This window comes from Giesbergeria sinuosa, assembly GCF_042652905.1.
GTDB classification, from domain to species: domain Bacteria; phylum Pseudomonadota; class Gammaproteobacteria; order Burkholderiales; family Burkholderiaceae_C; genus Simplicispira; species Simplicispira sinuosa.
On record NZ_JBHSHJ010000004.1, the window covers coordinates 21,194 to 47,089 of the forward strand.

Annotated in this window: 28 protein-coding genes and 1 tRNA gene; 8 read left to right on the forward strand and 21 right to left on the reverse strand. The window is 59.0% G+C overall.

Translation table 11 applies throughout. The annotated features are described in order from the left end of the window. Window positions 1–55 precede the first annotated feature (55 nt). The 3 genes from glnA to ACFO6X_RS06660 all read right to left on the reverse strand — a co-directional run bounded on the left by glnA (window position 56) and on the right by ACFO6X_RS06660 (window position 3,325). Window positions 56–1,471 carry a type I glutamate--ammonia ligase gene (gene glnA, locus ACFO6X_RS06650; RefSeq protein WP_382431308.1) on the reverse strand — a complete coding sequence of 472 codons (1,416 nt, stop codon included), beginning with the start codon at window positions 1,469–1,471 and terminating at the stop codon, window positions 56–58. Window positions 1,472–1,614: 143 nt separating this feature from the next. Next, a complete protein-coding gene (locus ACFO6X_RS06655; protein WP_382431310.1) occupies window positions 1,615–2,433 on the reverse strand; it encodes a competence/damage-inducible protein A in 819 nt (272 codons plus the stop codon). Between the two features lie 13 nt (window positions 2,434–2,446). After that, a complete protein-coding gene (locus ACFO6X_RS06660) occupies window positions 2,447–3,325 on the reverse strand; it encodes an EI24 domain-containing protein (protein ID WP_382431312.1) in 879 nt (292 codons plus the stop codon). A 128-nt stretch (window positions 3,326–3,453) separates the two neighbouring features. Between ACFO6X_RS06660 and ACFO6X_RS06665 the strand changes: the two genes are divergently transcribed. The 7 genes from ACFO6X_RS06665 (at window position 3,454) to ACFO6X_RS06695 (ending at window position 11,229) form a co-directional block, all read left to right on the forward strand. Next, on the forward strand, window positions 3,454–4,239 hold the full coding sequence (locus tag ACFO6X_RS06665) for a FadR/GntR family transcriptional regulator (RefSeq protein ID WP_382431314.1): 786 nt from the start codon (window positions 3,454–3,456) through the stop codon (window positions 4,237–4,239). A gap of 120 nt (window positions 4,240–4,359) precedes the next feature. Continuing rightward, window positions 4,360–5,337, forward strand: coding sequence for a Bug family tripartite tricarboxylate transporter substrate binding protein (locus ACFO6X_RS06670; RefSeq protein ID WP_382431316.1), 978 nt, complete (start codon window positions 4,360–4,362; stop codon window positions 5,335–5,337). A gap of 62 nt (window positions 5,338–5,399) precedes the next feature. Further along, window positions 5,400–6,311: a 5-dehydro-4-deoxyglucarate dehydratase gene (kdgD, locus tag ACFO6X_RS06675; RefSeq protein WP_382431318.1), complete on the forward strand. Its 912-nt coding sequence runs from the start codon at window positions 5,400–5,402 to the stop codon at window positions 6,309–6,311. Between the two features lie 25 nt (window positions 6,312–6,336). Continuing rightward, entirely contained in the window at window positions 6,337–7,296 is a 960-nt protein-coding gene (locus ACFO6X_RS06680; protein ID WP_382431320.1) for a Bug family tripartite tricarboxylate transporter substrate binding protein, read from the forward strand. 65 nt (window positions 7,297–7,361) lie between these two features. Then, complete coding sequence (locus tag ACFO6X_RS06685; RefSeq protein WP_382431321.1) at window positions 7,362–8,327, forward strand: 2-hydroxyacid dehydrogenase; 966 nt, start codon at window positions 7,362–7,364, stop codon at window positions 8,325–8,327. A 43-nt stretch (window positions 8,328–8,370) separates the two neighbouring features. Beyond that, complete coding sequence (locus ACFO6X_RS06690; protein WP_382431323.1) at window positions 8,371–9,711, forward strand: enolase C-terminal domain-like protein; 1,341 nt, start codon at window positions 8,371–8,373, stop codon at window positions 9,709–9,711. A 63-nt stretch (window positions 9,712–9,774) separates the two neighbouring features. Next, window positions 9,775–11,229: an aldehyde dehydrogenase family protein gene (locus tag ACFO6X_RS06695; protein WP_382431325.1), complete on the forward strand. Its 1,455-nt coding sequence runs from the start codon at window positions 9,775–9,777 to the stop codon at window positions 11,227–11,229. A gap of 319 nt (window positions 11,230–11,548) precedes the next feature. Here ACFO6X_RS06695 and ACFO6X_RS06700 read toward each other — a convergent pair whose 3' ends face one another. The 18 genes from ACFO6X_RS06700 to ACFO6X_RS06785 form a co-directional block, all read right to left on the reverse strand. Continuing rightward, the gene (locus tag ACFO6X_RS06700; protein ID WP_382431327.1) at window positions 11,549–11,824 is read right to left on the reverse strand and encodes a hypothetical protein; all 276 of its coding nucleotides are present in this window, start codon (window positions 11,822–11,824) and stop codon (window positions 11,549–11,551) included. A gap of 105 nt (window positions 11,825–11,929) precedes the next feature. Further along, entirely contained in the window at window positions 11,930–12,307 is a 378-nt protein-coding gene (locus tag ACFO6X_RS06705) for a putative PDDEXK endonuclease (RefSeq protein ID WP_382431329.1), read from the reverse strand. Next, window positions 12,307–13,023, reverse strand: coding sequence for a 3'-5' exonuclease family protein (locus ACFO6X_RS06710; RefSeq protein ID WP_382431331.1), 717 nt, complete (start codon window positions 13,021–13,023; stop codon window positions 12,307–12,309). Before ACFO6X_RS06710 ends, ACFO6X_RS06705 begins: the two co-directional genes overlap by 1 nt. 12 nt (window positions 13,024–13,035) lie before the next feature. After that, window positions 13,036–13,749 (reverse strand): phage replication initiation protein, NGO0469 family, encoded by a 714-nt coding sequence (locus ACFO6X_RS06715; protein WP_382431333.1) that lies wholly within the window; start codon window positions 13,747–13,749, stop codon window positions 13,036–13,038. A gap of 115 nt (window positions 13,750–13,864) precedes the next feature. Beyond that, window positions 13,865–14,233, reverse strand: a complete 369-nt coding sequence (locus ACFO6X_RS06720) for a hypothetical protein (RefSeq protein WP_382431334.1) — start codon at window positions 14,231–14,233, stop codon at window positions 13,865–13,867. A gap of 142 nt (window positions 14,234–14,375) precedes the next feature. Further along, a complete protein-coding gene (locus tag ACFO6X_RS06725; RefSeq protein WP_382431336.1) occupies window positions 14,376–15,917 on the reverse strand; it encodes a YfjI family protein in 1,542 nt (513 codons plus the stop codon). Then, window positions 15,914–16,384 (reverse strand): hypothetical protein, encoded by a 471-nt coding sequence (locus ACFO6X_RS06730; RefSeq protein ID WP_382431338.1) that lies wholly within the window; start codon window positions 16,382–16,384, stop codon window positions 15,914–15,916. The genes ACFO6X_RS06725 and ACFO6X_RS06730 overlap by 4 nt, the downstream gene beginning before the upstream one ends. 85 nt (window positions 16,385–16,469) lie before the next feature. After that, a complete protein-coding gene (locus ACFO6X_RS06735) occupies window positions 16,470–16,865 on the reverse strand; it encodes a hypothetical protein (RefSeq protein WP_382431340.1) in 396 nt (131 codons plus the stop codon). Next, on the reverse strand, window positions 16,862–17,089 hold the full coding sequence (locus ACFO6X_RS06740) for a hypothetical protein (protein ID WP_382431342.1): 228 nt from the start codon (window positions 17,087–17,089) through the stop codon (window positions 16,862–16,864). Before ACFO6X_RS06740 ends, ACFO6X_RS06735 begins: the two co-directional genes overlap by 4 nt. A 421-nt stretch (window positions 17,090–17,510) precedes the next feature. Next, a complete protein-coding gene (locus tag ACFO6X_RS06745; protein ID WP_382431344.1) occupies window positions 17,511–17,699 on the reverse strand; it encodes a hypothetical protein in 189 nt (62 codons plus the stop codon). Further along, entirely contained in the window at window positions 17,696–18,016 is a 321-nt protein-coding gene (locus ACFO6X_RS06750; RefSeq protein WP_382431346.1) for a helix-turn-helix transcriptional regulator, read from the reverse strand. The genes ACFO6X_RS06745 and ACFO6X_RS06750 overlap by 4 nt, the downstream gene beginning before the upstream one ends. Window positions 18,017–18,119: 103 nt before the next feature. After that, the gene (locus ACFO6X_RS06755) at window positions 18,120–18,752 is read right to left on the reverse strand and encodes a hypothetical protein (protein ID WP_382431348.1); all 633 of its coding nucleotides are present in this window, start codon (window positions 18,750–18,752) and stop codon (window positions 18,120–18,122) included. A 404-nt stretch (window positions 18,753–19,156) separates the two neighbouring features. Continuing rightward, a complete protein-coding gene (locus ACFO6X_RS06760; protein ID WP_382431350.1) occupies window positions 19,157–19,501 on the reverse strand; it encodes a type II toxin-antitoxin system ChpB family toxin in 345 nt (114 codons plus the stop codon). Beyond that, window positions 19,498–19,752 carry an AbrB/MazE/SpoVT family DNA-binding domain-containing protein gene (locus ACFO6X_RS06765; RefSeq protein ID WP_382431352.1) on the reverse strand — a complete coding sequence of 85 codons (255 nt, stop codon included), beginning with the start codon at window positions 19,750–19,752 and terminating at the stop codon, window positions 19,498–19,500. Before ACFO6X_RS06765 ends, ACFO6X_RS06760 begins: the two co-directional genes overlap by 4 nt. A 347-nt stretch (window positions 19,753–20,099) precedes the next feature. After that, window positions 20,100–21,344: a tyrosine-type recombinase/integrase gene (locus ACFO6X_RS06770; RefSeq protein ID WP_382431354.1), complete on the reverse strand. Its 1,245-nt coding sequence runs from the start codon at window positions 21,342–21,344 to the stop codon at window positions 20,100–20,102. A gap of 234 nt (window positions 21,345–21,578) precedes the next feature. Further along, a tRNA-Val gene (locus ACFO6X_RS06775) sits at window positions 21,579–21,655 on the reverse strand. 65 nt (window positions 21,656–21,720) lie between these two features. Beyond that, a complete protein-coding gene (locus ACFO6X_RS06780) occupies window positions 21,721–23,952 on the reverse strand; it encodes a RelA/SpoT family protein (RefSeq protein WP_382431356.1) in 2,232 nt (743 codons plus the stop codon). Beyond that, entirely contained in the window at window positions 23,949–24,899 is a 951-nt protein-coding gene (locus ACFO6X_RS06785) for an alpha/beta fold hydrolase (RefSeq protein WP_382431358.1), read from the reverse strand. The genes ACFO6X_RS06780 and ACFO6X_RS06785 overlap by 4 nt, the downstream gene beginning before the upstream one ends. 69 nt (window positions 24,900–24,968) lie before the next feature. Between ACFO6X_RS06785 and ACFO6X_RS06790 the strand changes: the two genes are divergently transcribed. Next, window positions 24,969–25,751, forward strand: a complete 783-nt coding sequence (locus tag ACFO6X_RS06790; RefSeq protein WP_382431360.1) for a 3-hydroxybutyrate dehydrogenase — start codon at window positions 24,969–24,971, stop codon at window positions 25,749–25,751. Window positions 25,752–25,896 lie beyond the last annotated feature (145 nt).

A 25,896-nucleotide genomic window follows, 5' to 3' on the forward strand; every position in this document is an offset into this window, starting at 1 on the left:
TGTATATCACCGCCTTGTGTCTTGCATGTGGGCCAATAAGGCCCAGCATCAGAGTTTACAGCGAGTAGTACATGTCGTACTCGACCGGATGCACGGCCATGCGGAAGCGGGTCACTTCGCTCATCTTCAGCTCAATGTAGGCATCGAGCATGGAGTCGGAGAACACGCCACCCTTGGTCAGGAAGGCGCGGTCTTGGTCGAGGTGCTCCAGTGCTTGATCCAAGCTGTGGCACACGGTAGGCACCAGCTTGTCTTCTTCGGGGGGCAAATGGTACAAGTCCTTGGTGGCAGCTTCGCCGGGATGGATCTTGTTTTCCACGCCGTCCAGACCCGCCATCAGCAGGGCGGCAAAACCCAAGTAGGGGTTCATCAGTGGATCGGGGAAGCGGGCCTCGACGCGGCGACCCTTGGGGTTGGACACGTAGGGGATACGGATAGAAGCCGAGCGGTTTTTGGCCGAGTAGGCCAGCTTGACGGGGGCTTCAAAGTGGGGCACCAGGCGCTTGTAGCTGTTGGTGCCGGGGTTGGTGATGGCGTTCAGGGCGCGGGCGTGCTTGATGATGCCACCGATGTAGTACAGGGCAAAATCGCTCAGGCCCGCATAGCCGTCACCGGCGAACAGGTTTTTGCCGTCTTTCCAGACCGATTGGTGAACGTGCATGCCAGAGCCGTTGTCGCCGTGGTAGGGCTTGGGCATGAAGGTGGCGGTCTTGCCGTAGGCATTCGCCACGTTGTGGATCACGTACTTTTGCAGCATGGTCCAGTCGGCGCGCTCTACCAGCGTGCTGAACTTGGTACCGATTTCGTTTTGACCTGCGCCTGCCACTTCGTGGTGGAACACTTCGACTGGAATGCCCAAGGATTCGAGAATCAAAGACATTTCAGCGCGCATGTCTTGCGTGCTGTCGACGGGGGGCACAGGGAAGTAGCCGCCCTTGACGGTGGGGCGGTGACCACGGTTGCCGCCGTCGAGCTTGGCGCCGGTGTTCCAAGGGGCTTCGTATTCTTCGATTTCGTAGAAGGTGTTGTGTGGCTCGGTGCCCCAACGGATGCCATCAAAAATGAAGAATTCTGGCTCTGGCCCAAAGAAGGCGGTGTCGCCCAAACCAGATGCCTTCAGGTAGGCTTCTGCACGCTTGGCGATGGAGCGGGGGTCACGGTCGTACGACTTGCCATCGCTGGGCTCGATCACGTCACAGGTCAGCACCAGGGTGGGCTCTTCAAAGAAGGGGTCTACCACGGCAGTGTTGGGGTCGGGGATCAGTTGCATGTCGGAGGCTTCAATGCCTTTCCAACCAGCAATGGAGGAGCCATCAAAAGCATGGCCCGACGAGAACTTGTCTTCATCAAAATGCGACACCGGCACCGTGGTGTGGTGTTGCTTGCCACGGGTATCGGTGAAACGGAAGTCAACAAACTTGACTTCGTTTTCTTTCACCATGTTCATCACGTCCGCAACGGTCTTGGCCATCAGGTTCTCCTGGAAAAACGCTCGTTGAAAAAATGGATATGTCCGGTCAAAGCAGATTACATGCCAGCCACAACCCACATTGTGCCTGTTCGTGCCAAGGCAACGAGGCCGTTGTGGGGGCATTACTCGGCTTTTGACGATACTCAGAGATTGCGCACCAATTCGGGGCTGCATTTGGCACCAAATTGGTGCAGTCGTGCACGCAAATCGACCCAAGCGGCAGGTACGGCGGTAGCTGGGCCTTTGACGCCCAATTCAATATGGCGCCCATGTACGGGGTGATCCACACTGGGGAGACTGAACACGCGCACTTCAGGATGGGCCTGTTCGATCTGTTCCATCATAGGTGTCAGAGTGGCTTCTATCGCACCATAGACGAGCACAGAATGCTCGGTTTGTGGTGCTTGGTGGAACAGGTGGTGGTATTGCTGTTCTAGCACCCATTCCACCATCGGCCATGCCATGACTGGAAAGCCGGGCACAAAATGCACTGCACCACCGCTGGGCACGCTGCAACTGAAACCCGGAATTTTGTTGTATGGATTGGGAATGATGCGGGCGCCCACCGGAAACACGCCCATTTGCAGGCGTTGTATGTTGTCGGGGCGTTCTGGCTCGAATGGCACTCCCTGCTCTTGGGCTGTGTCTTGTATGCGTTCGCGGATCAGGGCGGCTGCTTGTGGGTGCAACTCCAGTGCTACGCCCAAGGCGCGGGCAGCGCATTGGCGGGTGTGGTCGTCGGGGGTGGCGCCAATGCCGCCAGTGCTGAACACCACGTCGCCTGACGCAAAGGCCCGCGCCAAAGTAGCGGTGATGCGGTCGGGGTCGTCTCCTACATACTCGGCATAAGACAGGGACAGTCCACGCGCTGCCAGCAGTTCGATGACTTTGCCCAGATGCTTGTCAGCACGCTTGCCCGAGAGGATTTCATCGCCAACGATGATGAGACCAAATTTTTGCATGGGGGTTGCTCTTTCAGGAAACGGGGGGAGGCAGCTGTTGTGTGCTCTCGGGGGGGCAGGTCACCACGGGCGGCTGCACGTCTGGCACAGGGGATGGCTGCTCGGCCCGCAATTGTTGCAGTGCTGCCAGACAAAAGTGCACAAACCACAATGACGAAAAGGCAAACACCAGTGCGTAAATCCAGATAGCCAAAGGCACCAAGATAAAGAAGGCTGCCACAAACAGCACCCCCGAAGCCCAGACAATGGCTGGTGCTGCCCCGAGGTAGCCACAGACTACTCCCATCAGCAGCAATGTCATGCGGTGGCGCCGCAGCAGTTCTTCGCATTCGGCTTTGCTGGCGTGTTCTGCCAACGCATCAAAGGCCATGACCCGGTAGGTCAGCCAGCCCCAGATCAGGGGCGGCAAAATCAGCACCAGTGGCGGAATCAACCACAGGGGCATGGACAGCAACAGCACCACCAGTGCCACCAGGGTGGAGCCTAGAGACCAGACCACGCTGTGCAGAAATGAGCCCCCGTGTTGGCGCTCCAAGGTTGGGAAACGCCTTTGTCCTACCAAGGAGACCAGCATGGGCGTCATGAGAAAAGCGACCGCCAAAAGGGACACCAGCACGATCAACGGGGTAAGCAGCACCACCACCAGCACGGGGGCCAACACGCCTGTGGCGTTGTGGAGTCCTTGTTGTTGCAGCCAAGCCCATAGCGGAGCCAGCCAAGTGCTGGCCTCTAGTGCCGCAGACATGGCCGCTATGGCACTACCCCAATAAAAGTAGCCTCCGCCTAGCGCCAATATGACCATCAAAGCCAGTGGCAAGACAGACCACGCTATCACACGGGGCAGCATGCAGTATGCCAAGGCACGGAAAAAGGAGTCCATGAGGAGAGCCATGCTTTCAAGGATACCTGTTGCGGGTCAGGAGGTCATGGGCATAGGGTTTTGCGCTGGGGTGAATAGGCACTCAATCTGGAGTTTAATGATATGTTGTCATACAACATAAACAGATTATCATTGCTGGTATGGAAAGTTCTACAAAGGGGTTTCCCTCCGTCACGCAGCCTAGCCATTTGCCTTTGCGTGGCAAATCTGGGCACAGTGGGCGCAATTTGGCTACCCTGCTGTTTGAGGAATACTCAAGCAAAATTCGCAACGGTTTGCTCAACGAGGGAGACAAGTTACCGACCGAGTCGGCCTTGGTGCGCACCTACGAGGTCAGTCGTACCGTGGTGCGAGAGGCGCTGTCACGTTTGCAGGCCGCTGGCTTGGCCGAGACGCGCCACGGCATTGGCACGTTTGTGCGTGCTTCGCAGGCGGCTCCCACGTTGTCTCTGAATGCAGAAGAACTCAGTGCCTCGGTAGATGTGATGGCCGTGCTGGAGTTGCGCATTGGCCTAGAAACTGAAAGTGCGGGATTGGCTGCGTTGCGACGCACTCCAGACCAGCTTGAGGGTATCAGGGCGGCCTTGTCTGCTTTTGAGCAGGCTTTTCAGCGCGGTGAAGACACGGTGGCCCACGACTTCACTTTTCATATTCGCATTGCAGAGGCTACGGGCAACCCTTATTTTGCCGACATTCTGCGCCACTTTGGCGCATTGCTTATTCCCCGCAAACGCATCGTTTCGCAGCCCCAGCGAGACCCTGATTATCTGCCCCGCGTCAACCGGGAGCATGATGAAATTTTGCGTGCCATAGAGCGCCAAGATGCGGAGTCGGCCCGCGCTGCAATACGCATCCATCTGACCAACAGCCGCGAGCGGTTGCGTTTGGCACAGCAAATCAGTGGGTTGGCGGCTTCCCGCACCTGACCCGCACACCACGCCGTGCCCAACACCTAGGGTTATTACTGAGACAGCAGCCAGCAAACGCAGGCCACAATACATCCAAGTTGTATGACAACCTACAACTTAAATTCTGGAGACAAGCCTATGCAACGACAACAATTCCTTCGCGCTGCTTGTGCAGCCACCATGCTGGTGGCCTGTGGTGGCGCGCTGGCCCAGAACCCAGGAAACTGGCCTACCAAGACCCTGCGCATTGTGGTGCCCTACCCACCGGGGGGGAGTTCTGACATCATTGCCCGCACTATTGGCCCGCTGCTGTCACAGCAACTCAAGCAGCCGGTCATCATTGAAAACAAGGCAGGCGCCAATGGCAATCTGGGGGCCGATTTTGTTGCCAAGTCCCCTGCCGATGGGCATACCCTGTTGTTGTGTGACTTAGGGGCTTTGGCTATCTCGCCATCGCTCTACACCCAATTGCCCTTTGATTTGGGCAAAGATCTGCGTGGCACCGCCATGTTGGCTTATTCGCCCCATTTGCTGGTGGTACATCCCTCGGTGCCTGCCAACAATCTACAAGAACTGGTGGCACTGTCTAAAAAGCAGCCGCTCAACTTTGCTGTCACTGCGACTGGTAGTGCCCCCCACTTAGCAGGTGTAGAGCTGGCCCGCAGCACGGGGGCGAAATGGGAATACATCCCCTACAAAGGGGGGGTGCAATCGGTGCAGGACACCGTGGCAGGCCAGACCCAAGTGCTCATGAACGGCATGTTGGCTACTTACCCCCATGTGCAAAGCGGCAAGCTCAAGCTGCTGGGGCTCTCCAAGGGCACCCGAATGCCCTTGGCCGCCAATGTTCCCACCATTGCGGAGCAGGGCGTGCCTGGTTTTGAGACGGGCACTTGGCAGGGCGTGATCGTGCCGTCCAAGACCCCCGAGGCTGTGGTGCAGCGCCTGCACGATGCACTGGTGGCCGCCATTCGCAGCCCCGAAGTGCGTTCGCGCTTGAGCAGCCAGGGCGCCGAAGTAGTCACCATGACCCCCGCCGAAACCGCCCGCTTTATCAGCACCGAGCGCCAACGCTGGCACAAGGTGGTGCAGGAAGTGGGCCTCAAGCTCGATTAAGCCGTGGTTGCGCCTCCAGCGACCCCCTATTCACCATTCTTTTTTTACTTCCTGCATACACCATGACACCCCAAGACCTTAAAGATGTGATGAGCTCCGGCCTGCTGTCCTTTCCTGTGACGGACTTTGATAGCGATGGCAACTTCGACGCCAAGGGCTATGCAGCCCGGCTGGAGTGGTTGGCCCCTTATGGTGCCAGCGCCTTGTTTGCTGCTGGCGGCACTGGGGAGTTCTTCTCACTGACCTCTAGCGAATACCCCAGCATCATCCAAACGGCGGTGGATACCTGCCGTGGCAAGGTGCCCATCATTGCCGGTGCTGGTGGCTCTACACGTTTTGCTATCGAGTGTGCCCAAGCCGCAGAAAAAGCAGGTGCTCATGGCGTCTTGCTGCTGCCCCACTACCTGACCGAAGCCAGTCAAGAAGGATTGGCCGCCCACGTCGAGGCTGTGTGCCAGAGCGTTCAGTTTGGCGTCATCATTTACAACCGTGGCATCAGCCGTTTTACCCCCGAAACCGTGGCCCGGCTGTGCGAACGCAACCCCAATCTGGTCGGTTTTAAAGATGGCGTGGGTGACATCGAGGCCATGTCTGCCATGTACCTGACGATGGGGGATCGCTTGGCCTACTTGGGTGGCCTGCCCACCGCTGAAGTGTATGCCGCCGCTTACAAAGCGTTGGGTACACCCGTGTATTCCTCTGCCGTGTTCAACTTCATTCCCAAGACGGCTATGGAGTTTTATGAGGCCGTACGCACGGACGACCATGCTACCCAGCACCGTTTGCTCAAGGACTTCTTTATGCCTTACTTGAAGATCCGCAACCGCAGTGCAGGCTACGCCGTCAGCATCATCAAGGCCGGTGCCAAGATTGTGGGCCACGATGCGGGCCCGGTGCGCACGCCCTTGGCTGATCTCCAGCCCCACGAGGTTGAAGAGTTGGCTAGCCTGATCGCCTCTTTGGGCGCACAGTAAAACCGCTGTTGGAGGAGACAACTATATGAAAAAGCTACTGATCGCATGGGGTGCCGCATTGGCACTGACGGCCCAGGCTGCGGGCGGCTGGCCAGAAAAAGCCGTCAACATCATCGTGCCTTTTCCGGCGGGCGGCTCTACCGACACCGTGGCCCGCGCTTTGGCCCAAAGCATGGGGGAACAATTGGGCAAGCCTTTTGTGGTGGACAACCGTCCTGGCGCCACGGGCACGATTGGTGCGGGGGCCGTCAAGCGCGCTCCAGCCGATGGCTACACATTGCTGGTAGCGTCCTTGGGGCCGTTTGTGGTCACGCCGCACCTGGTCAAGAGCGTTCCCTATGACGCCGCTAGGGATTTTGATTACATCACCATTCCCGTTCAGGCACCCAATGTGCTGGTAGCCAGCCCCCGCCAGAAAGCCCGCACCGTGGCCGAAGTCATTGCCACGCTCAAGGCCCACCCTGGGCAACTGAGCTTTGCCAGCTCGGGCAATGGCTCTTCCGACCATCTGGCCGCCGAATTGTTCTGGCAACAAACGGGCACAGAAGGCATGCATGTGCCCTATAAGGGGGGCGCCCCAGCCATTACCGATTTGCTCGGTGGGCAGGTGGACTTTTCATTCCAAAACGTCAATGCGGTGCTGTCCCATCTGCGCAGCGGAAAATTGCACGCCATTGCGATCACGGGCACCCAACGTTCCCCAGTATTGCCAGACGTGCCCACCTTGGGTGAGTCCGGCATCAAGGGGGCTGACATCTACTCTTGGCAGGGCATGGCTGCCCCCAAAGGACTGCCTGCCGATGTCAAAGCCAAGTTGGTCAAGGCCGCCATTGCGGCGGTTCAACAGCCCGATATCAAACGCCGCTTGGTAGAGCAGGGGTTGGAAATTGTGGGCAACAGCCCAGAAGAGTTCACCCGCTTCCAGGCCAAGGAGTCGGAACGCTGGAAGCAGCTCATCCAGACCCGAAAAATCACAGCCGACTGACCCTGGACAGGCCAGCCCTGTCTAGCCCCTTTCCAAATATCGAACCACCGCAAGGAGCCTCCGGCATGGCGCACTCCCGACCCCGCATCCTCCAGTACGGCAAGATGCCGCTGCCCCAGCTTGATACCGAACTGGCGCAGATTTATGACGTGCATCTTCTGTCTGAGCAGGCCGACCCGCAGCAGTTCTTGGCAGAGCAGGGTGCGCAGTTTGAATACCTGGTCACCTCTGCCGCGATGGGTGTGCCTGCTTGGGTGGTGGATGCCCTGCCCCGGCTTCGGTTTGTCAGCAGTTTTGGCGTAGGCTTTGACGCATTAAACAAAGAGGCCTTATTGCGCCGTGGTGTGCGTGTGGGCTACACCCCAGGCGTGTTGGATGATTGCGTGGCCGACATGGCCTTGGCACTGCTCTTGGATGCGGCCCGTGGCTTGTCTGCTGCCGACCGTTTTGTGCGTCAGGGCCATTGGAGTCAGCAGCGTTTTGGCCTCCAGAGCCGTGTCAGTGGCAAACGTTTAGGTATCTTGGGAATGGGTCGTATTGGCAGCACCGTGGCCCGCCGTGCCAGTGGCTTTGACATGCCGGTGGCGTACCACAATCGCCGTCCACTGGCAGATTCGCCCTATCTCTATCAGCCATCCCTGTTGGAGCTGGCCCGTTGGGCCGATTTTTTGGTCATTACAGCCACTGGGGGCGATGGTACGCACCACCTCGTCAATGCAGAGGTACTGGATGCTTTGGGGCCACGGGGTTTTCTGATCAACGTGGCACGCGGCAACGTTCTGGACGAGGCTGCACTGGTATCCGCTTTGCAAGAGGGCCGCATTGCCGGGGCGGGTTTGGATGTGTTCGAGCATGAACCCTACCCCCTTCCGGCGCTGTTGGCGCTGGACAACGTGGTATTGGCTCCCCACATTGCCAGCGGCACCTTGGAAACCCGGCGTGCTATGGCCGACCTGACTTTGCGCAATTTAGAGCAGTTCATGGCCACCGGCGCTCCTGTGGCCGAGGTGCCTTGGTCTGCTGCCCAATAGCCGCTCCCCACCCCTTGTTCCACATCTTGCAGAACCCCTTCTTATGTCTTGCCTGACCCCCACTATCACCCAAATTGAAGTCATTCCCGTTGCGGGCCGTGACAGTATGCTGATGAACCTCAGCGGTGCACATGCACCCTACTTCACGCGCAACATTGTGCTGATCCATGACAGCGCAGGCCATACGGGCGTGGGCGAGGTGCCCGGTGGCGAAAGCATTCGTCAGGCACTGGAAGACAGTAAAAGCTTACTGATGGGCCGCTCCATCGGACAACACCTGCACTTGTTGCAACAGGTACGACAAGCCCTGGCAGGCCGTGATCCTGGAGGGCGGGGTTTGCAAACCTTTGACTTGCGCATTGGTGTCCATGCCGTGACGGCCATAGAGTCCTGTCTGCTGGATCTGTTAGGCCAGCATTTGGGCGTGCCTGTGGCGGCCCTGCTGGGTGAAGGCCAACAACGTGACCGTGTAGAAATGCTGGGCTATTTGTTTTTTGTGGGCCCCAGCAGCCAGACAGACCTGCCTTACCTCCAGCCTGGTCAAGATCAGACCGGCGGTGACGACTGGACACAGGTGCGCCACATGACCGCCATGACCCCTGAGGCCATTGTGCGCCAGGCCGAAGCCGCTTATGCCCGTTATGGCTTCAATGACTTCAAGCTCAAGGGGGGCGTATTGGCCGGTGAACAAGAAGTAGAAGCTGTCACGGCGTTGGCTCGCCGGTTTCCTCAGGCGCGTGTCACCCTCGACCCTAACGGCGGTTGGCTGCTCAAAGATGCTATTCGCCTGATGCGCGACATGCATGGCGTGTTGGCCTATGCCGAAGACCCTTGTGGTGCCGAGGGCGGCTTCTCTGGCCGCGAGATCATGGCTGAGTTTCGCCGTGCCACGGGCTTGCCTACCGCTACCAACATGGTTGCTACCGATTGGCGTCAGATGGCCCATGCCCTGTCCTTGCAGTCGGTGGATATTCCGCTGGCCGATCCACACTTCTGGACAATGGCTGGCTCGGTGCGTGTGGGCCAAACTTGCCACGATTGGGGGCTGACCTGGGGTTCACATTCCAACAACCATTTTGACATCTCGCTGGCTATGTTCACCCATGTGGCCGCTGCTGTACCCGGCAAGGTCACCGCCATTGATACCCACTGGATCTGGCAAGACGGCCAATACCTGACGCAGAACCCACTGCAAATCCAAGGTGGTTTTGTCGAAGTGCCCCAGACCCCCGGTTTGGGCGTGACCGTAGACCGGGCTGCTTTGCAACGCGCCCATGCCTTGTATTTGGAGCATGGCTTGGGGGCGCGCAACGACGCCGTGGCCATGCAGTACCTGATGCCCGGCTGGACATTTGACAACAAGCGCCCTTGCATGGTGCGCTGACCAGACCTTTTACCCATCCTCTGCCGGGGCCAGCCCTCGGCGCTTGCAGCACACGGAGCCCCTATGTCCCGCTACGACAACCTTATCAACGGCCAGTGGACGGCCGCCATTGCCTACAGCCCGAATATCAACCCCAGCGATCTGTCTGACACCATTGGCGAATATGCCCAAGGTGGGGCCGAAGATGTGCAGGCAGCCGTGGCTGCAGCCAGCGCCGCCTTTCCTGCATGGGCGTTGTCTGGCATACAGGCACGCCACGATGCACTGGACAAAATCGGCAGCGAAATTCTGGCACGCAAAGAAGAACTGGGCGAATTGTTGGCCCGCGAAGAAGGCAAAACCCGCCCTGAAGCTATGGGCGAGGTGGCCCGTGCCGGTCAAATATTCAAGTTTTTTGCGGGTGAGTGTTTGCGCCTGTCTGGTGAGACCCTGCCATCCGTACGTCCGGGCATTGGTGTCGAGATCACCCGCGAGCCTATAGGCGTAGTTGGCTTGATCACCCCTTGGAACTTCCCGATCGCTATTCCTGCTTGGAAAATTGCTCCAGCATTGGCCTTTGGTAATTGTGTGGTTTTTAAGCCCGCCGAGTTGGTGCCTGGGTGTGCTTGGGCGCTGGCAGACATCATTCACCGCAGTGGCTTACCCGCAGGCGTATTCAACCTGGTCATGGGGCGGGGGCGGGTGATAGGCGATGCGCTGGTGCAGCACCCCGATGTGGCTGCGATCAGCTTTACGGGATCTGTGGGCGTGGGCCGAGGCATCGCCCAAGCCTGCGTGCACAGTGGCAAGAAGGTACAACTGGAGATGGGCGGCAAAAACCCACAGGTCGTGCTCGATGATGCCGACCTGGCCCAGGCGGTGGAGCTGTCGGTGCAAAGTGGCTTTTATTCCACTGGGCAACGTTGCACGGCCTCTAGTCGCTTGATTGTGACCGACAAAATCTACCCGGCTTTTATTCAAGCATTGCAAACACGCATGGCCCAACTGCGGGTGGGTGATGCCCGCGCTACCGGCACGGATATCGGCCCCGTTGTCAGTCAGGCCCAATTGGAGCAGAACCTTGGTTATGTGGAAATTGCCAAGGCCGAGGGTGCTTTGCTGGCAGCCGGTGGCACCCGTGTGGCCTGCCACAGTGGCAGTGGCAGTGGCAAAGAGGGCTACTACATGGCCCCTACACTGTTTGTAGATACCGAGGCGGGTATGCGTATCAACCGGGAAGAGGTCTTTGGCCCAGTGGTCAGTGTAGCCCGCGTCAAGGATTACGAGGAAGCTCTGCACATGGCCAATGACTCGCCATTTGGCCTATCGGCTGGCATTGCCACCACCAGTTTGAAGTACGCTAGCCATTTCAAGCGCCACAGCCAAGCGGGCATGGTGATGGTCAATCTGCCCACGGCAGGGGTGGACTACCATGTGCCGTTTGGTGGACGCAAAGGCTCCAGCTATGGCCCCCGAGAGCAGGGCCGCTATGCACAAGAGTTTTACACCACGGTCAAAACAGCCTACACCCTGGCTTAACTGGACTGGGTAGCGGCACGGCTTCAAAGGCACCTGCTATGGCGGGGAGCCTTTGGGCAGGAATCTCCATGCTTCTTGGAAGACAAGAGCCGACCGGGCAAAATGGCCCATGAAAAAACCCGTTGATTCAGAAAATCACGCGATTGGAATTGAATTCCCCAATGAAGAAAGCGCAAAAAGTGCGATTTGTTCCCCCATTTGTTCCCCCGTTTCGTTTTGTTCCCCCGCTTTGGGTTTGAAGTGTGGTGGTGTTTGGGCGCTTCTGTTAACGGTCATGCGGCCCCAAAAGTAAGAACCCGGCACTGGGCCGGGCTGGTGGTCAAGGTGGGCTATTGCGGTGGCTGGCGTATAGCACCCACTTGTAGCGACATGCAATGTCTTCTAGGTACGCAGGCTGCGGTGCTTCCTTGGGCAGTCTGGCACGGTGCCACGGGCTGTGCAGCACCATGTGAACATCACGGGCCAATCGGTAGGCCAGCGCCAGCGAGACGCCATGCACTTGAGCCAGTTTGCGATAACTCCAGCCACGGGCACGGTCGGCCCGCATGGCGGCATTTCTCGAATGGCGTGCGCTGGCGCTGGTGGCTTTTGGCATGGGCTAACTGGAACAGTTGTCAGTAACTTTTATAAGGATTGACTACACCCTGCATGGGGCTCGGATTACCCGCACTGGGAAAAGCTGTCGGAGTACCTTTTCAATCTACACAGCATCCCCTGTCATCGCCCACCACGTTGACGGTGTAGCGGTCAGGTGGTCGGTGGTGTCGGTGCCTCCAATGTGCAGGCAGACGGGCCACACGGCCATCCAGTCGCCACGATCAGCACGGTAGAACAGCACCGGCATTTGACCAATGGTTTGGGCCTGCCGCTGTGCCTGTGCCCACCAGCCAGCGATGAGGGCCGGGGTGATAGCGGCATACCGCTTGCACTCGATAGACCATCCGGGCAGCCCTTGCAGGTCATCCTCTCCAGCAAGGTTGCGTACCCGGCGGGCAACGGGGTAGCCAGTCAGATCAGACAGCAGGCGGGCCAGCTCACGCTCGCCGCACTTGCCTTTGTTGCGAGACATGCCACCCATCAGACAGCTCCTACCAATTGCAGTCGATGCCAAACAGCAGCTACGGCCTGGGCATCTTGCAGGTTGTAGCGGGCAATGGCATCGCAGTCCCCAGCCAGCCAGCGGTCAAAGACTTGGCTGCCATCCATGCCATCGGCCTTGGGACTGGGCAGCCCCAGCGCACTGCACAGGGCGTCTAGGCCGATGAACTTGCCGTACCCTGCCCACACCTGCATGGTGTCGCCGTAGTCCCAGCCAGCGCGTGCCATCGGCCCCCGCAACCACTTGGGGATGCGTACCCCATGCACCACGCACCGGCGCCACAGGAACCCCAGATCAAAGGCCGCGTTATGGGCTACCGGGAAGTGGTCATCCACCGGGAAGGCACTGGCCCGGCCAGCCACCTGCACCGCCTCGGCTTGCGTCCAGCCTTCCACCATGTCGATGAAAGACTGCAACAGCACGGCCTCAGTGTCGCCCCCTTGGGCACGGCAAGCCACCCAGTCCCGGCCATCACCATCAGTGCAGGCAATGCTGATGATTTCGCCTTGGGTGCCACCGTCTAAGGCTTGCTTGCGCCATGCCTCTTGTGTGGCTTGGTCTGCCTCATTCGCCCACCATGCAGCGATGGATTCGGCCTTCTTCAAGGTGCCCGGTGGCCGGATGTTGAGGGCCACGGTAGCCAGTGCATCAGGGTGTTGGCTGGGCACGGTCTCGATGTCGATAAACAGATTCATGGTGCGTGCTCCTTAGAAGGGGATGTCCATATCGGGGTCAAAGGGCGCAAACTCGGTGGCATGGGCCGGAGGTGCGGACTGGGCGGCAGCAGGCGCTACAGGGGCCATAGCAGAGCGCGTAGAGGCTGGCGCTGGGGCAGGGGCAGGACTGCCCACGCTGATCACCTTGGGCTTGTTAGGGATGGCTTGGTACTCGGGGCTATCTGCAATCTGCCCTTGCAGGCGTGAGGACAGGCCCGCAAAGACCTGCCAATCAGGTGCAGCCAGATCGAAGGCCACCGGGTTGAGTTCACCAGCACCAGCAGGCATCCCCTTGGGCAGCTTCATTACGCTGGCCAAGTTGGCATAGGTCTTGTCGCCCTTGGTTTCATGCACCACACCCACCAGACAGGCCAGCCCCAGCACATTCTTGAGGTCAAAGCCTGCCAGTTCTTCGGGGGTGAAGGGTTTGCCGCGCCAGCTCTCCAAGAACTTGCGCAGGCCCGCCTTGGCGTGCAGGCTGGCTGTAAAGCGTTTGCTGATGGTGTGGGGGCTGCCATCGCTGCGGCGGTTGTCGGGGTCGGTGATTTCAAAAGACAGCAGCACCTTGTGAGCGCGTTTTTCCTCTCCCTCCCAAACGCTGGTCTGGGTGCCCAAGTCGATCAGGCTAGCCAGCCGGGCGGTAAAGGTGCCCGCTTCGGGTGGGGTGTAGTCGGTGGTGCTGGTTTCTGCAATGGTCAGTGACATGGTGTTTACCTTGGTTTGTCAGTTTTTGGACGTTCTTCGGTCTTTGATACGGTCGTTTTTTCGGTCTTGGGTGGGGGTGGCTGGCGCTGGGTGTCAGGCAGCGCCAGCAGGTGGGCTAGGCGGCGTCAAATGCCTGATCCACGGCGTCTTTCAATGGCTGGCCTTGGGGGCACAGCGGGCCACCGGTGCGGCCTGCCACTTTGCAGTCTGGGCACTGCCAGTAGTGGGCTTGGAACGCACGATCTATGGCTTTCCAAGGCTGGGCACGGTGGAACTTGGGTAGTGGCTTGGCGGCTTTGCGCCATGTGGTGCTGGCCGGGGCCGTGGGCACCAACTTTGCCAGTGGCCCCCGAAGGTAGGCCGCCAGTCCCTCACGTTGACCGGGCGAGGTGGCCTGTATGTCACTGCGCCAATCTGCGCGGGCCTTGTCGCTTGCGCCCGTGCGGTCACAGTAGGCCATTGCCAGCGCCAGCAGTTGGGCCATGCCGGGGTCAGGCGGCAGTGCATTGCTACCCCCTGCTACCTTGCTAACGTTGCTAATTTCCCCATGCTTCCCGTTAGCAGGATTAGCAGGGTAGCAAGGGGTAACAGTATTGTTTTTTGCGGCTGTTCGTACAGCTTCCATGTCAATCAACATGGCGCACCTCCCAGCCAGCACCCAGCGCGCGGATATACCCACGCTGCCCCAACTGTTCTAACAGGGGCTTGATGCCTTGGGCTTTCAGCTTGCGGATTGGATTCGGGCATCGCTGCAAGATGTCTTTTTGTTGAACAATTGCCCCCTGCTCCTGCATCCAATCCCACAACGCGCGCAACCGCTTGTCTGTCTGTGCCTGTTTGCCGGTGCCCATCAGGCGCACATGTTCGGTCAGGTAGAAGTTCACCAGCCCGATGGCACCGTCCATTGCCAGTACGTCAACCGCCACCGCTTGGGGGTTGTTGAACAAGGCGATGATGGCAGCGATACGGGCGGCCTGTTCGGCAGCTTTGCTGGCAAAGGCGCGGGCCTGCTCTAGTTCTTGCCCGTCTGCCTGCTGTGCTTCCACAGCGTTGTAGAACGCAACCCATAGGGTGCGTGCATCAGGGTCTAGGGGTAGGCGCTTGGGCTTGAGTTCGTAGCCATCCCCGGTGGGCCACAGTTCCGGGCGGGTGTCCAGCAGTTGCCCCATGCGGTGGGCGTAGGCCAGCACCGCTGGGCTTTCCATCGGGTTGTGGCCGTTATAAAAGCGCGTTCCGGCCAGTGTCTGGGGTTGCGCTATCAAGCAGCGGGCCAAGAAGCCCTGACCGTCTGCCAGCGGGTCAGACAGCAGGGCACGCAACAGTAAGGGCTGCACCATGATGTGTAGGGCAATACGGCGGCCAAGCAAAGAACTGTAGCCCGTGCCACCGCGCATCACGTCTAGGGTTTCTGCGCTCCACCCCTTGAGGAAAAAGGCCATCGCCCCCATGCGGTTGACCTCTTTCATGCTGTGGCCTCCCAGCACTTCACCCCCTTCAGCACTGAAAACGCCAACGCTGCTTTGCCCCCTGAGTAGCCGGGCTACGCCTTCCACGGTGGCATTGCCCACAGTGAGGGATTTCATCATTGGCTCTTGCGGCTCAGGGTCGCCTTTTTTGTGGCTGGCCTGTTCTTGCTGGTAGGCTTGCATTGCATGGTGGTGCTGTCGGCTTTGCTCTTGCTTGCGCCGGGCAATCTCCATGCAGGCCACATCGTCCACCGCGCTTTTACGGTCGCCGCTGCTGCCACTGGTGACAAGGTAGAGGCTCAGGGGACAGGCTTTGCCATGTGGCAACACCACGTCTGCCAGCGGTTGCACGGCCAAGCTGGCAGCGGCCAATACGCTGCCCCCGGCCATCGCATCGGGCGCTTGCACGTCTTGGGCAATGGCTTGGGCCGCAGCGCCTAGCAGTGGCCCCAGTGCAGCAAAGGGGAAGGGGGCGGGCGGTGTGGTGTCGCTGGTGTCTTCAGGCAGGGGCACCAACTCGGGCCACGCATCACCAGCAGCGCCAGCCGTATCCACCAACGATATGGCTTCAGTCGGTGCTGCCTGTGGTGCGGGTGCTGGCATGGCCGGTAACTGGGCTGGGGGCTTGGGTATGTGGCGTGGCAAAACATGCTGGTCTGCCAAAGCGCCCAACGCTTGAATGCGTTCGATGTCGTGTGTCATTGGAAAAAGTCCTGCATCATTTGGATACGGCCAGCGGCTTGCTGCATGCGGCAGCGGTCTTCGTCACTCAGTTGCACTCCGTAGGCGATGTTTCCGGCGGCGATGGCGACAAGGTGGGCTTCAAAGGCCAGCAGCTCTAAGGCGGCGCGTGCTGGTAGTGGTGCTGCACGCACATGGCCGGGCGGGGTGGTGCCATCGTCCACCCATGCCCCCAAGTCTTTGCACGCTTGCACAAAGCCGGTGCCAGTTGCTGCCATGTGGTAGGCCAACACATCCCCACCACGGGTGCCGCAACCGGCCATGCACACGAAAGCGCCTGTCTCAGTGTTGATACGCAGGCTATCGCTGCCGCCGTGAAATTCGCAGCGGGTGGTCTTCCACTGGGCGCGGCGTGGGCCTATCAGGCGTAAGCCTTGGGCTTCGTAGTAGCTGGCTGGGTCTGGCAGGCGGGATTTATCCAGCGGCATGGGGAGTCTCCGTGCGCAGTTTGGGCAAGGCTTCGCCCATCCCGCTGTGGTGCGGGTTCTGAAAATCAGTCATGGGAGTGGCTCCTTACTCGGCTTTGACCGGGCGTTTTGCAGCGGCTACGGCGGCCCTCATGGCTGCATGGTGGTCAGTGGTGTTGCAGGCAAAGCGGTGGGTATCAATCGGTTTGCAACCAGTAGCGTGCATCTCGGCAAAGTCCGCGCAGCAAGCAATGGCGTTTAGAAGCCCCACCACGGTCGCAGAAGGCAAGGCCAGTACGTTGTCACCATCGCTCTCCATATCTACCTCACGCTGTTGCAGGATGGTGATGATGGCGCGGATGCCATCGTGGGCAGCGCCGATACGGGCCACCCCAAGTTCCCCCACCATGGCGGCGGCATCGTGGCGGTAGGCGTCATAGGGCGAAAAGTTGGGCGCCGATGCTGGGCGGCCTTTGGGGTCTTTCAGGTCAAAGTCACTCATGCTGCTACCCCCAATGTGTGCAGGGCTTGCAGGGCTTGGCGCAGCTTGCGCCGGGCTTGGGCCACGTTATCGCGGCGCAGGTAGAACCCGGCCAAGCTGGTGCTGGTGATGGCTTGCAGCAAGGCATGGGCCTGTGCTTCTTCGGTCGTGTTGGGGGTGGTGTTGGCCGGGGTGGCCTGATGTGTGGGCGCAGCGCAGCGGCTGGCCACGGGGGATGTGGTCATGGTTCCAACTCCTATTTGAGTTTGAAAACCACTCTCTGCACTTTTCGGGTACAGGGGGTGGGCTGGATGCGAAAACACGCAAATAGTCGTGCGCCGGGCGTTACCGCTTCGGCCATCCAGCCCGTAACCACGCGCTGCCGCAATACCGGCAACGGCAAATTTTGGGCATGACAAAACCGCTCTCTCGGGGCGGCTTGCCGCTATTTGTAGGGTGTTTTCGGCACCGGGGCGGACTGTAGCACGGCCAGCCAAAGCCAAGCAAGTGCAGAGCAGCGCCAGCGGCTTGACGGCCTGCACCGTGGTGGCAGAATGGGCCTTGTCTGTGTGGCCTGCTGTGATTTTCGGATTGCAGTGGGCCTTTCTCATTTGGCAGCCCTCCACTGGCGAAAGCGAATGAACAGATAGAAGATGGCAACGACCATTACTGCACCTCCACAGGGTGGGGCTTGCCGCCGGTCAATGCAGCCTCAATACGCAGCAAAACGGCCTCAATGCGTTGTAAGGCTTGGGCCTGATCGCCTTGGTAAACGTGGACGTCTTGAATGGCCTCATGCAGGTGCATGAGGGTCTGCTCTACATTTTCTTGGTGATCTTTGGCTGGGGCACTCATGCTGCTGCCCCCACCAGTTGCACCACGTTGGCGGGGACTGGGCTGGCGCTGGTGGTCTGTGCAGGCATCAGCAGTGCCTTGAAGCGTTCGGCACGTTGGGCGTGGAGCTGCTGCACCAGTTCACGGATTTGGTCAGGTGTTTGGCCTGCCACTTGGGCAGACACCAGAATTTCAATTTCGTAATCGGGCCACCCTACAACACGCTGCCCTATGGGTACGGGCTTGGTAAGCAACCCGGCGCGTACCGCGTTGTAAATACTGGTTTTGGAGCGGTGCCCGGTGCAGGTGCGTACCCCGTCAATTCGCAAAATAGCCATCTTGGCCGCCCTTGTATTTAGTTGCAATGGCAGCAATTTGGCCGGGTTCTGCCCCACAAAAGGGGCCACGGCCTATCTGGTCACGTCATGGCCCATGAAATCCTTATTTCATGCGGGCTCCCACGGCATCAGGAATTCTCTTGAGGTGGCGTTCAATGGTAGTTTCACCAATCTGTAGCCTCATGATATCTGCCGTGTGCAGTATTTGGCCTGCTGCTTTGGCGGGCTTGGTGTAGTCGATATTGGCCTCTTTGCACAAGGCGGCAATAATGAGAAGCAGGCTATTTCTTTCGCTGGTGGCTAGTGGCTTTTCCTTTACTGGTTTCGCCTTGCCAAAGGTAACCCCAGTTTCATCGAACCAAGCCTGAATATGCTCGGATGGCAGCATCTCATTGGTAGCCAGCCATTTTGCAAAGTCTTGGGAGGCAATCATCAGGACATCTTCACCAAGCAATTGATGCGACTCACGCACATAGGAAAGCTCTCCCGCTTTGCAGGCATCCCATATGCGCTCAACAAATGCCCGAAGCATATTACCCGGCACAGGGTCAGCATTCTTCATTCCGAAGCCAGTCCCCATTGAAACTTTCGCAGACGGCCTGTAATCAATTTGAAAGCGTGCCACCAGTTCAATAGGTAGGCGCTCTACGAATCCTGTTTTCTCGAAGTAGTCGCCATACATCCATCGTGAATTTGTCAAAGCCACGGCATTACGCCATGCAAGGCTTACTGTCATTGCATCCCCCGATGCTCCCCCGATTGATAGGAGCCACCAGCGGGGACAGTCGGGGGCCTGTCTGTTTGGCCCGGTTTGCGGCCCGGCCTAGCTGGTGGCTGAAACAGTGTAGCTGTGGGTCAGGCGGCCACAGCACCAGCGGGGATAGACACCAGCACCAGCGAACAATGGCACGGGCTGGCACTGGTGGTAGCACCGGGTAGCACCGGCGGTGCTACCGTCTTTTGGGCCTGTTTTCCCTCTGTAGAGTAGGTAAGGTAGCACCTAAAAATACAAGTCGCGCGCGTTTGTTTTTGTTCCCCCGATTTATTTTTTGAATTTGGCGCGCATTCCAGCCTATGGCGTCCCCAGAAAGCACAACCCCGGCATAGTGGCCGGGCTGGTGGTGTGGCTGGCGCTGGTGGTCAATCGAGCAATGCAGCCAGCCGGGCGCGTACTTCCTCAGTAATGTGGTCAGGCGCACGTTCTATCCAACGGGCACGGCGGGCACTGGCGTCAATCATGCGGAACTGTTGCACCAGCACAATCCCGGCTGTCTCTGTACCGGCCCCGGTCAGGGATACCGCCATACCCACAGCACGGGCACCCTGTCCGCCTTGGGTAATGGGGCACACGCCTATCAAACCCAATCGGTTAAAGGCTTGTGGGGTCAACACCAGCGCCGGGCGGTGGCCTTGTTGCTCACGACCCAAGGTGGGGTCAAAGGTCAGGGCCACGATGTCGCCCCGCTGAAACACGGGGCTACTCACAAGGCCACCTCCTGGCCTACTGCGGGCATGGTGTCCCAGTCGGTATCCAGCGCCAGCGGTGCGTCCCCTTGCATAGCCAGCACCTGCTCTAGGGTGTAGCTGCACCGGGTAGCTGGGGCCACGATCAGGCGGCCCTGTTCGGCGTCCAAGTTCACCACATCACCAGCGTGCAAGCCCAAGGCACGGGCCAGCTTTTGCGGGATGGTCAAGGCGATGGAACCACCCACAGCGCGAAGGGTAGATGTGTGCATGGTGTTTCTCCAAATGTTGCACACAGTTTAACTTTTGCGGGGCGCTGCGGCTATTGTGGCTCCAGACAGAAAGGCACAGACTTCACTTAAGCCCCTTGGGAAAATTCGCGTAACAGCCTGACCATGCGGCTCGAATTACCCGCATGGCTGCTTGCTGGGAAGAACCTAGCCCCAGCCAGCAGCACACGGGGCGATGTGGGTAGTCTGGCTCCCTCCTAGCGTTCTCCAGTGCGGGTAATTCGAGCCGCATGGTCAGACTGTTGTGCAGGTTTCGCTAAGGGGCTTGTGTTGTGCGCCAAAGAAAAACCCGGCACAGTGGCCGGGCTGGTGGTGTGGGCGCTAGTGCCCTAGGCCGTCTTGCTGTGCAGCGGGATGATGTCGGCCCCAATGCGCAGCTTGTCCAAGTAATCGGCCCATGTCTGCATCATGGCGCGGCGCTGCTCTACATAGCTGGTGCGGTTATAGGCCCGGCCATTGGCATCCTTGACCGCATGGGCCAACTGGGCTTCCACAATCAGTGGGTCAAACTCCAAGCGTTCGGCCAAGATGGTGCGTGCAGTGGCCCGAAAGCCGTGGACGGTCTGCATATCACTGCCGAACCCCAAGGTTTGCAGGGCAACGCGCAAGGTGTTGTCCGAGATTGGGCGGGTGGTGCCTCTCTCCCCCGGAAACACCAATCCCGTGTGCCCGGTCAGGGGGTGCAGGTCACGCAGTAGCTCTATGGCCTGTTGGGGCAGTGGCACCAAGTGGGGAGCACCATTCTCTTTCCCGTCCTTGGTGCGCTTCATTCTGGCAGCGGGGATAGTCCAAAGGCCAGCCTCTAAATCCAGTTCTGCCCATGCCATGCCGCGCAACTCATTCGGGCGCTGGAACAACATGGGGGCCAGCGCCAGCGCAGTACGCACTACAGGGCCACCTTGATAGCTCCGGATGGCGCGTAGCAGCCCTGCCAACTTGGCCGGTTCGGTAATGGCGGCAAAGTGCTTGGTACGGTGTGGGGTCAGGGCACCAGCCAAGTCCAAGGCTACATTGCGGCTGGCGCGGCCTGTGGCCACAGCGTAGGCCAGCGCACCACGGGCGGTACACAGCACCCGATGGGCAGACTCTAGGGCACCACGGGCCTCTACTCGCTGCACCGTTGCTAGCAGTTCCACGGCCTCAATATCGCCCACCTTGCGTGGGCCTAGCCACGGGAACAGGTCTTTCTCTAGGTTGCGCAGTTCTCGCACGGAATGCTGCTCACTCCAATGGGGTGATTTCTTGGTGTACCACTCACGGGCCACCAGCTCGAAACCATCGCCCAAATTGGCGGCGGCCTTGAGCTGGCCTACCTTGCGTTCCTGCACTGGGTCAAACCCGCCCGCCTTGATGTTCTTGGCTTCATCACGGGCAGTACGGGCAGCAGCCAAGCCCACGTCTGGGTAGCTGCCTAAGGCCATGCGGCCTTCTTTGCCTTGCTTGCGGTACTTCCAAAACCAGCGTTTAGAGCCGTTGGGGCTGATTTCAAGGTACAGGCCACCAGAGTCGGCTAGGCGTTCGCGCTTCTTATCTGGTGGGCAGGTGGCTTTCTTGCAGGCGGTGTCGGTCAACATGGGGCAGTTCCTCCAGACGGTGGGGGAACAGCAGAAACGGGGCGTTTTCATTGGGGGATGGGGGAACAGAAAACCCTGTTTCTCGCATCCCGGCCAATTGTTCCCCCGTTTGTTCCCCCGTTTTGTGCTGGCTTGCAGTGTACCGCCTTGGCCTATCCTGCACAGTAGCTAACCCATTCGCCCAATGAAAAAGCCGTTCAACTGTACTTAGTTGAACGGCTTTGTTCTTCGTGTTGGTAGGCGCGATTGGAATCGAACCAACGACCCCCACCATGTCAAGGTGGTGCTCTAACCAGCTGAGCTACGCGCCTCTGAATTAACAGAGAACGCTATTGTAGCACCATAAAAACGGTTTATTGGATTGATGGAAGAAATTTCAACGGCGACGGGCCGAGCGTATCCCCGGCACCATTGCAACCGCAGTAAGCACCCTTTTTAGACGCCCGGCATCCGACACCTCTACAGTGAAGGTCATCCAAGCCGTGCCCTTGACGCTTTGGGTTTGCACACCAATCACATTGACCTTTTCTTTAGCAAAGACTTCAGAGATATCGCGCAGCAGGCCTTGGCGGTCGGATGCTTGCACCACCACATCGACGGGATAAACCGAAGCCACATCGGCTTTTTTAGGCAAGCCCCATTCCACCTCGATCACGCGCTCGGGGGTGCGGGCAGCCAATTCATGAAAGTTGGTGCAATCGGTACGGTGTACGCTCACCCCTTTGCCACGCGTGACAAAGCCACGGATATCGTCTGGTGGGGCAGGCTTGCAGCATTTGGCTAGCTGCGTCATGAGCGAATCGACCCCGACCACCAGCACACCCCCTTTGGGGGTGCGGTCGGCGTAACGGGCTTTTTTGAGCAGCAAATAGTCTTCAATTTGCGGTGCAGGCTCGGGCGGGCGCAGCAGGATTTCGATGTTGCGCAGTGAAAACTCATCTTTGCCCACCACCTCAAACAAAGCGTCTGCCGATTTGAAGCCCAACTGCCCGGCCAGATCGTCCAATTTGATGGCGGTTTTGCCCTCGCGTTGCAAGAGCTTTTCTACTGCTTCACGGCCACGGGCCACGGTTTCGTGCAAAGCGCGGGCGTTGAACCACGCCCGTGCTTTGGCACGGCCCCGGTTGCTGTTGAGGTAGCCCAGTTCGGCGTTGAGCCAATCGCGCGAGGGGCCACCCTCCTTGGTGGCGATGATCTCTACGGTTTGGCCGTTTTGCAGCTGCGTATTGAGTGGCACCATGTTGCCGTTGACCTTGGCACCCCGGCAGCGGTGGCCCAAGTTGGTATGCACGGCATAGGCAAAATCTACAGGGGTGGAGCCTTGCTGCAATTCGACGATAGCTGCATCGGGTGTGAGCACATAGATGCGGTCATCAAACAAGCCTTGCTGCTGCGGTGCCCCTGCCAGATCACGCTCCCAGGCCAACAATTGGCGCAGCACGGCAATTTTGGCATCGTAGTCGCCACTGGCAGAAACACCGGCATAGCCTTTGGTGCCAGCCTCTTTGTAGGCCCAGTGTGCTGCCACACCGTGCTCGGCGTGGTCGTGCATGGCTTGGGTGCGGATTTGGATTTCAATGGTACGCCCACCCTCATCACGCACCACTGTATGCAGTGATTGGTAGCCATTGGGCTTGGGGCGGGCGATATAGTCGTCAAACTCTTCGGCGATGGACTCGAACTGTGCATGAATCCAGCTCAGGGCTGCATAGCAGTCACGCACCGTGGGCACAATAACCCGCAGTGCTCGCAGATCAAACAACTGGTCAAAGTGCAGGGACTTGCCGCGCATTTTTTTGACAATGCTGTAGATATGCTTGGGCCGTCCTTGCACGCTGGCGCTGATGCTGCGTGCCCGCAGTTCAGATTCCACTCTGGCACGCAGTTGTGCCATATAGACCTCGCGCCACGCCCGTTTTTCGTCCAGCAAGCAGGCTACTTCGCGGTAGGTTTCAGGTTCCAGAAAGCGAAAGGCCAGATCCTCCAGCTCCCACTTGATCTGCCAGATGCCTAGCCGGTTGGCCAGTGGTGCAAATACATGCAGCGCCTCGTGTGAGATGCTGGGCGGCACTGGCGTTTTGCTGGCTGCGTGGTAGCGCAAAGTTTGCAGGCGCGAAGCCAACCGTAGCATGACCACGCGCAAGTCCCGCGAAAAGGCCAGCAGCATTTTGCGTACATTTTCTGTCTGCACTGCCGGGTCGTTGACTTGTTGCACGGGTGGATGCACGGCGCGTGCCCGCTCTTGCACCCGCATCAGCTTGGTGGTCTCGACGGCCAAGGTGGCAAAGTTTTGACCAAACGCCTTGGCAATCACCTCTTCGGGCTTGTTCAGGTGCATACAGGCATGCACCAGATAACTGGCCGCTTGCATGGCTTCAGAGCCACCAATCGTTTTGAGAATGGCGGCTACGGCATCGGCATGGGTGAGGGCATTTTCGCCAGTGGCTAGGTTCTCGCCAGCAATTAAAGGCTCTGCAAAGGCGCGGGCACGAACCAATGCGTTCTCCTGTTCTGGCAGGGTGTGGGATGTGGCCGCAATCAGCGGGGCCACCACCACCTCCTCGGACAAGGACAAGACATTGGCCTCAGGGCTGGGAGAAACAATCATGCACTACCTTGGCTATCGACCTGCAATAAGAAATCACGCACTACCGCTACCTGCTCGGCTGCAACCAAGGTGGGGGCGTGCCCCACCTTTTCAAATTCGACACACTGGGCCTTGGGGCCACGTTGGGTCATTGCCGTTGCTGTGGCTGCAGACAGCAGATCCGATTGTGCGCCACGCAACAGCAAGGTTTGGGCGGTTATTTGGTCATAAAGTTGCCATAGGGCGGCCTCGCTGGCTTGGGCCATCTCTGGGGTGGCCTGGGCCAAGGCACGAAACGGCACAGCAATGGCGGGGTCGTAATGCAGGGTCAGCCCGCCTTCGGGCCGCTGGCGCAGTTGGGGTGTGCACAAATCCAGCCATTGCTGCGCAGTGTGCGGCCCAAAATGGGCCCCCGACATCGCCCACAAGGCATCGGCTGCTTGTGCTACTGAATCAAAGTGCTCCATTTGCCCGACATATTCGCCAATGCGTGCCAGAGCCTCCCACTCAATGACGGGCCCAACATCGTTGAGCACCAAGCGGCGCACGGGTACGGGCAGAGGCAGACCGGGCTGGCCCAGGAGGCCCAAACCAATCAGACCTCCCATGCTGGTGCCTACCCAATCTAGTGTGGCAATAGGGGCTTGCTGGTGCAATTGGGCGAGCAGGCCCAGCATGTCAGCCACATACAGGGGCACTTGGTAGCCTTGGGGGTCGGCCAGCCAGTCACTGCGGCCACGGCCTGCCACATCGGGGCAAATGACACGCGCGTGCGTACTCAGACTGCGGGCCAGCACATCAAAATCCCGCCCTTGGCGGGCCAGGCCATGTACGCAGACCACGACATGGGAGTGTTGTGGATTGCCAGTGGCGTTCCATTCCCAATACGCCATGCGTCGCACCGCCTCGGGCTTGCCAGCAGGTGCAGCCACAGGGCAGGGTACGTAGTTCAGCGTAGGTTCAATCATGGGGTCGGCTCCAAGAAACATGGCGAGATAATGGCTTTATTCCATCGTAATTCATTCGCAGGAGATTCCATGCTCAAAGGCAAAACAGCGCTCGTTACCGGCTCCACCAGCGGTATTGGCTTGGGCATTGCCAAAGCCCTGGCACGCCAGGGTGCCCATGTGGTGCTCAATGGCTTTGGTGATGTTGAAGCCCCCCGCGCCGAAGTGTTGGCCGCAGGCCAAGGGGGGGGAGCCAAAGTGGGCTACCACGGCGCCGATATGTCGCGGGCCAGCGATATCGAAGATATGTTTGCCTATTGCAGCGCAGAGTTTGGCGCCGTGGATATTTTGGTCAACAATGCCGGCATCCAACATGTGGCCCGCATTGAGGATTTCCCCGTAGAACGCTGGGACAGCATCATTGCCATCAACCTCAGCAGTGCTTTTCATACCACCCGTCTGGCCCTGCCTGCGATGAAGGCGGCCAACTGGGGGCGCATCATCAATGTGGCCTCGGTGCATGGGCTGGTGGCTTCGGCACAAAAGGCGGCTTATGTGGCGGCCAAGCATGGGGTGGTGGGGCTGACCAAGGTCACGGCACTGGAAAATGCGACCACCGGCATCACTTGCAATGCGATCTGCCCTGGCTGGGTGCTCACACCGCTGGTGCAAAAGCAGGTAGATGCCAAGGCAGCAGACTTGGGCATTTCTAACGAAGAAGCCACCCGTCTGCTTTTGGGCGAAAAAGAGCCCTCTATGCAATTTACCACTCCCGAAGAATTGGGCGAGCTGGCGGTGTTTTTCTGCTCGCCTGCCGCCAACAACGTGCGCGGCGTGGCTTGGAACATGGACGGCGGCTGGGCAGCGCAATAAGTCTTGGTTTGGCACCAGAGCGGTGCCAGCAATGTGCCCCGACGGCAAAACTTGTAACCTTTGGTCAGGCAATGGCATAAAACACCAAGGTAGACCAGTGCAAAGTGGTAACAATGGCCGCTGTTACACAGCAATGTTACAAAAA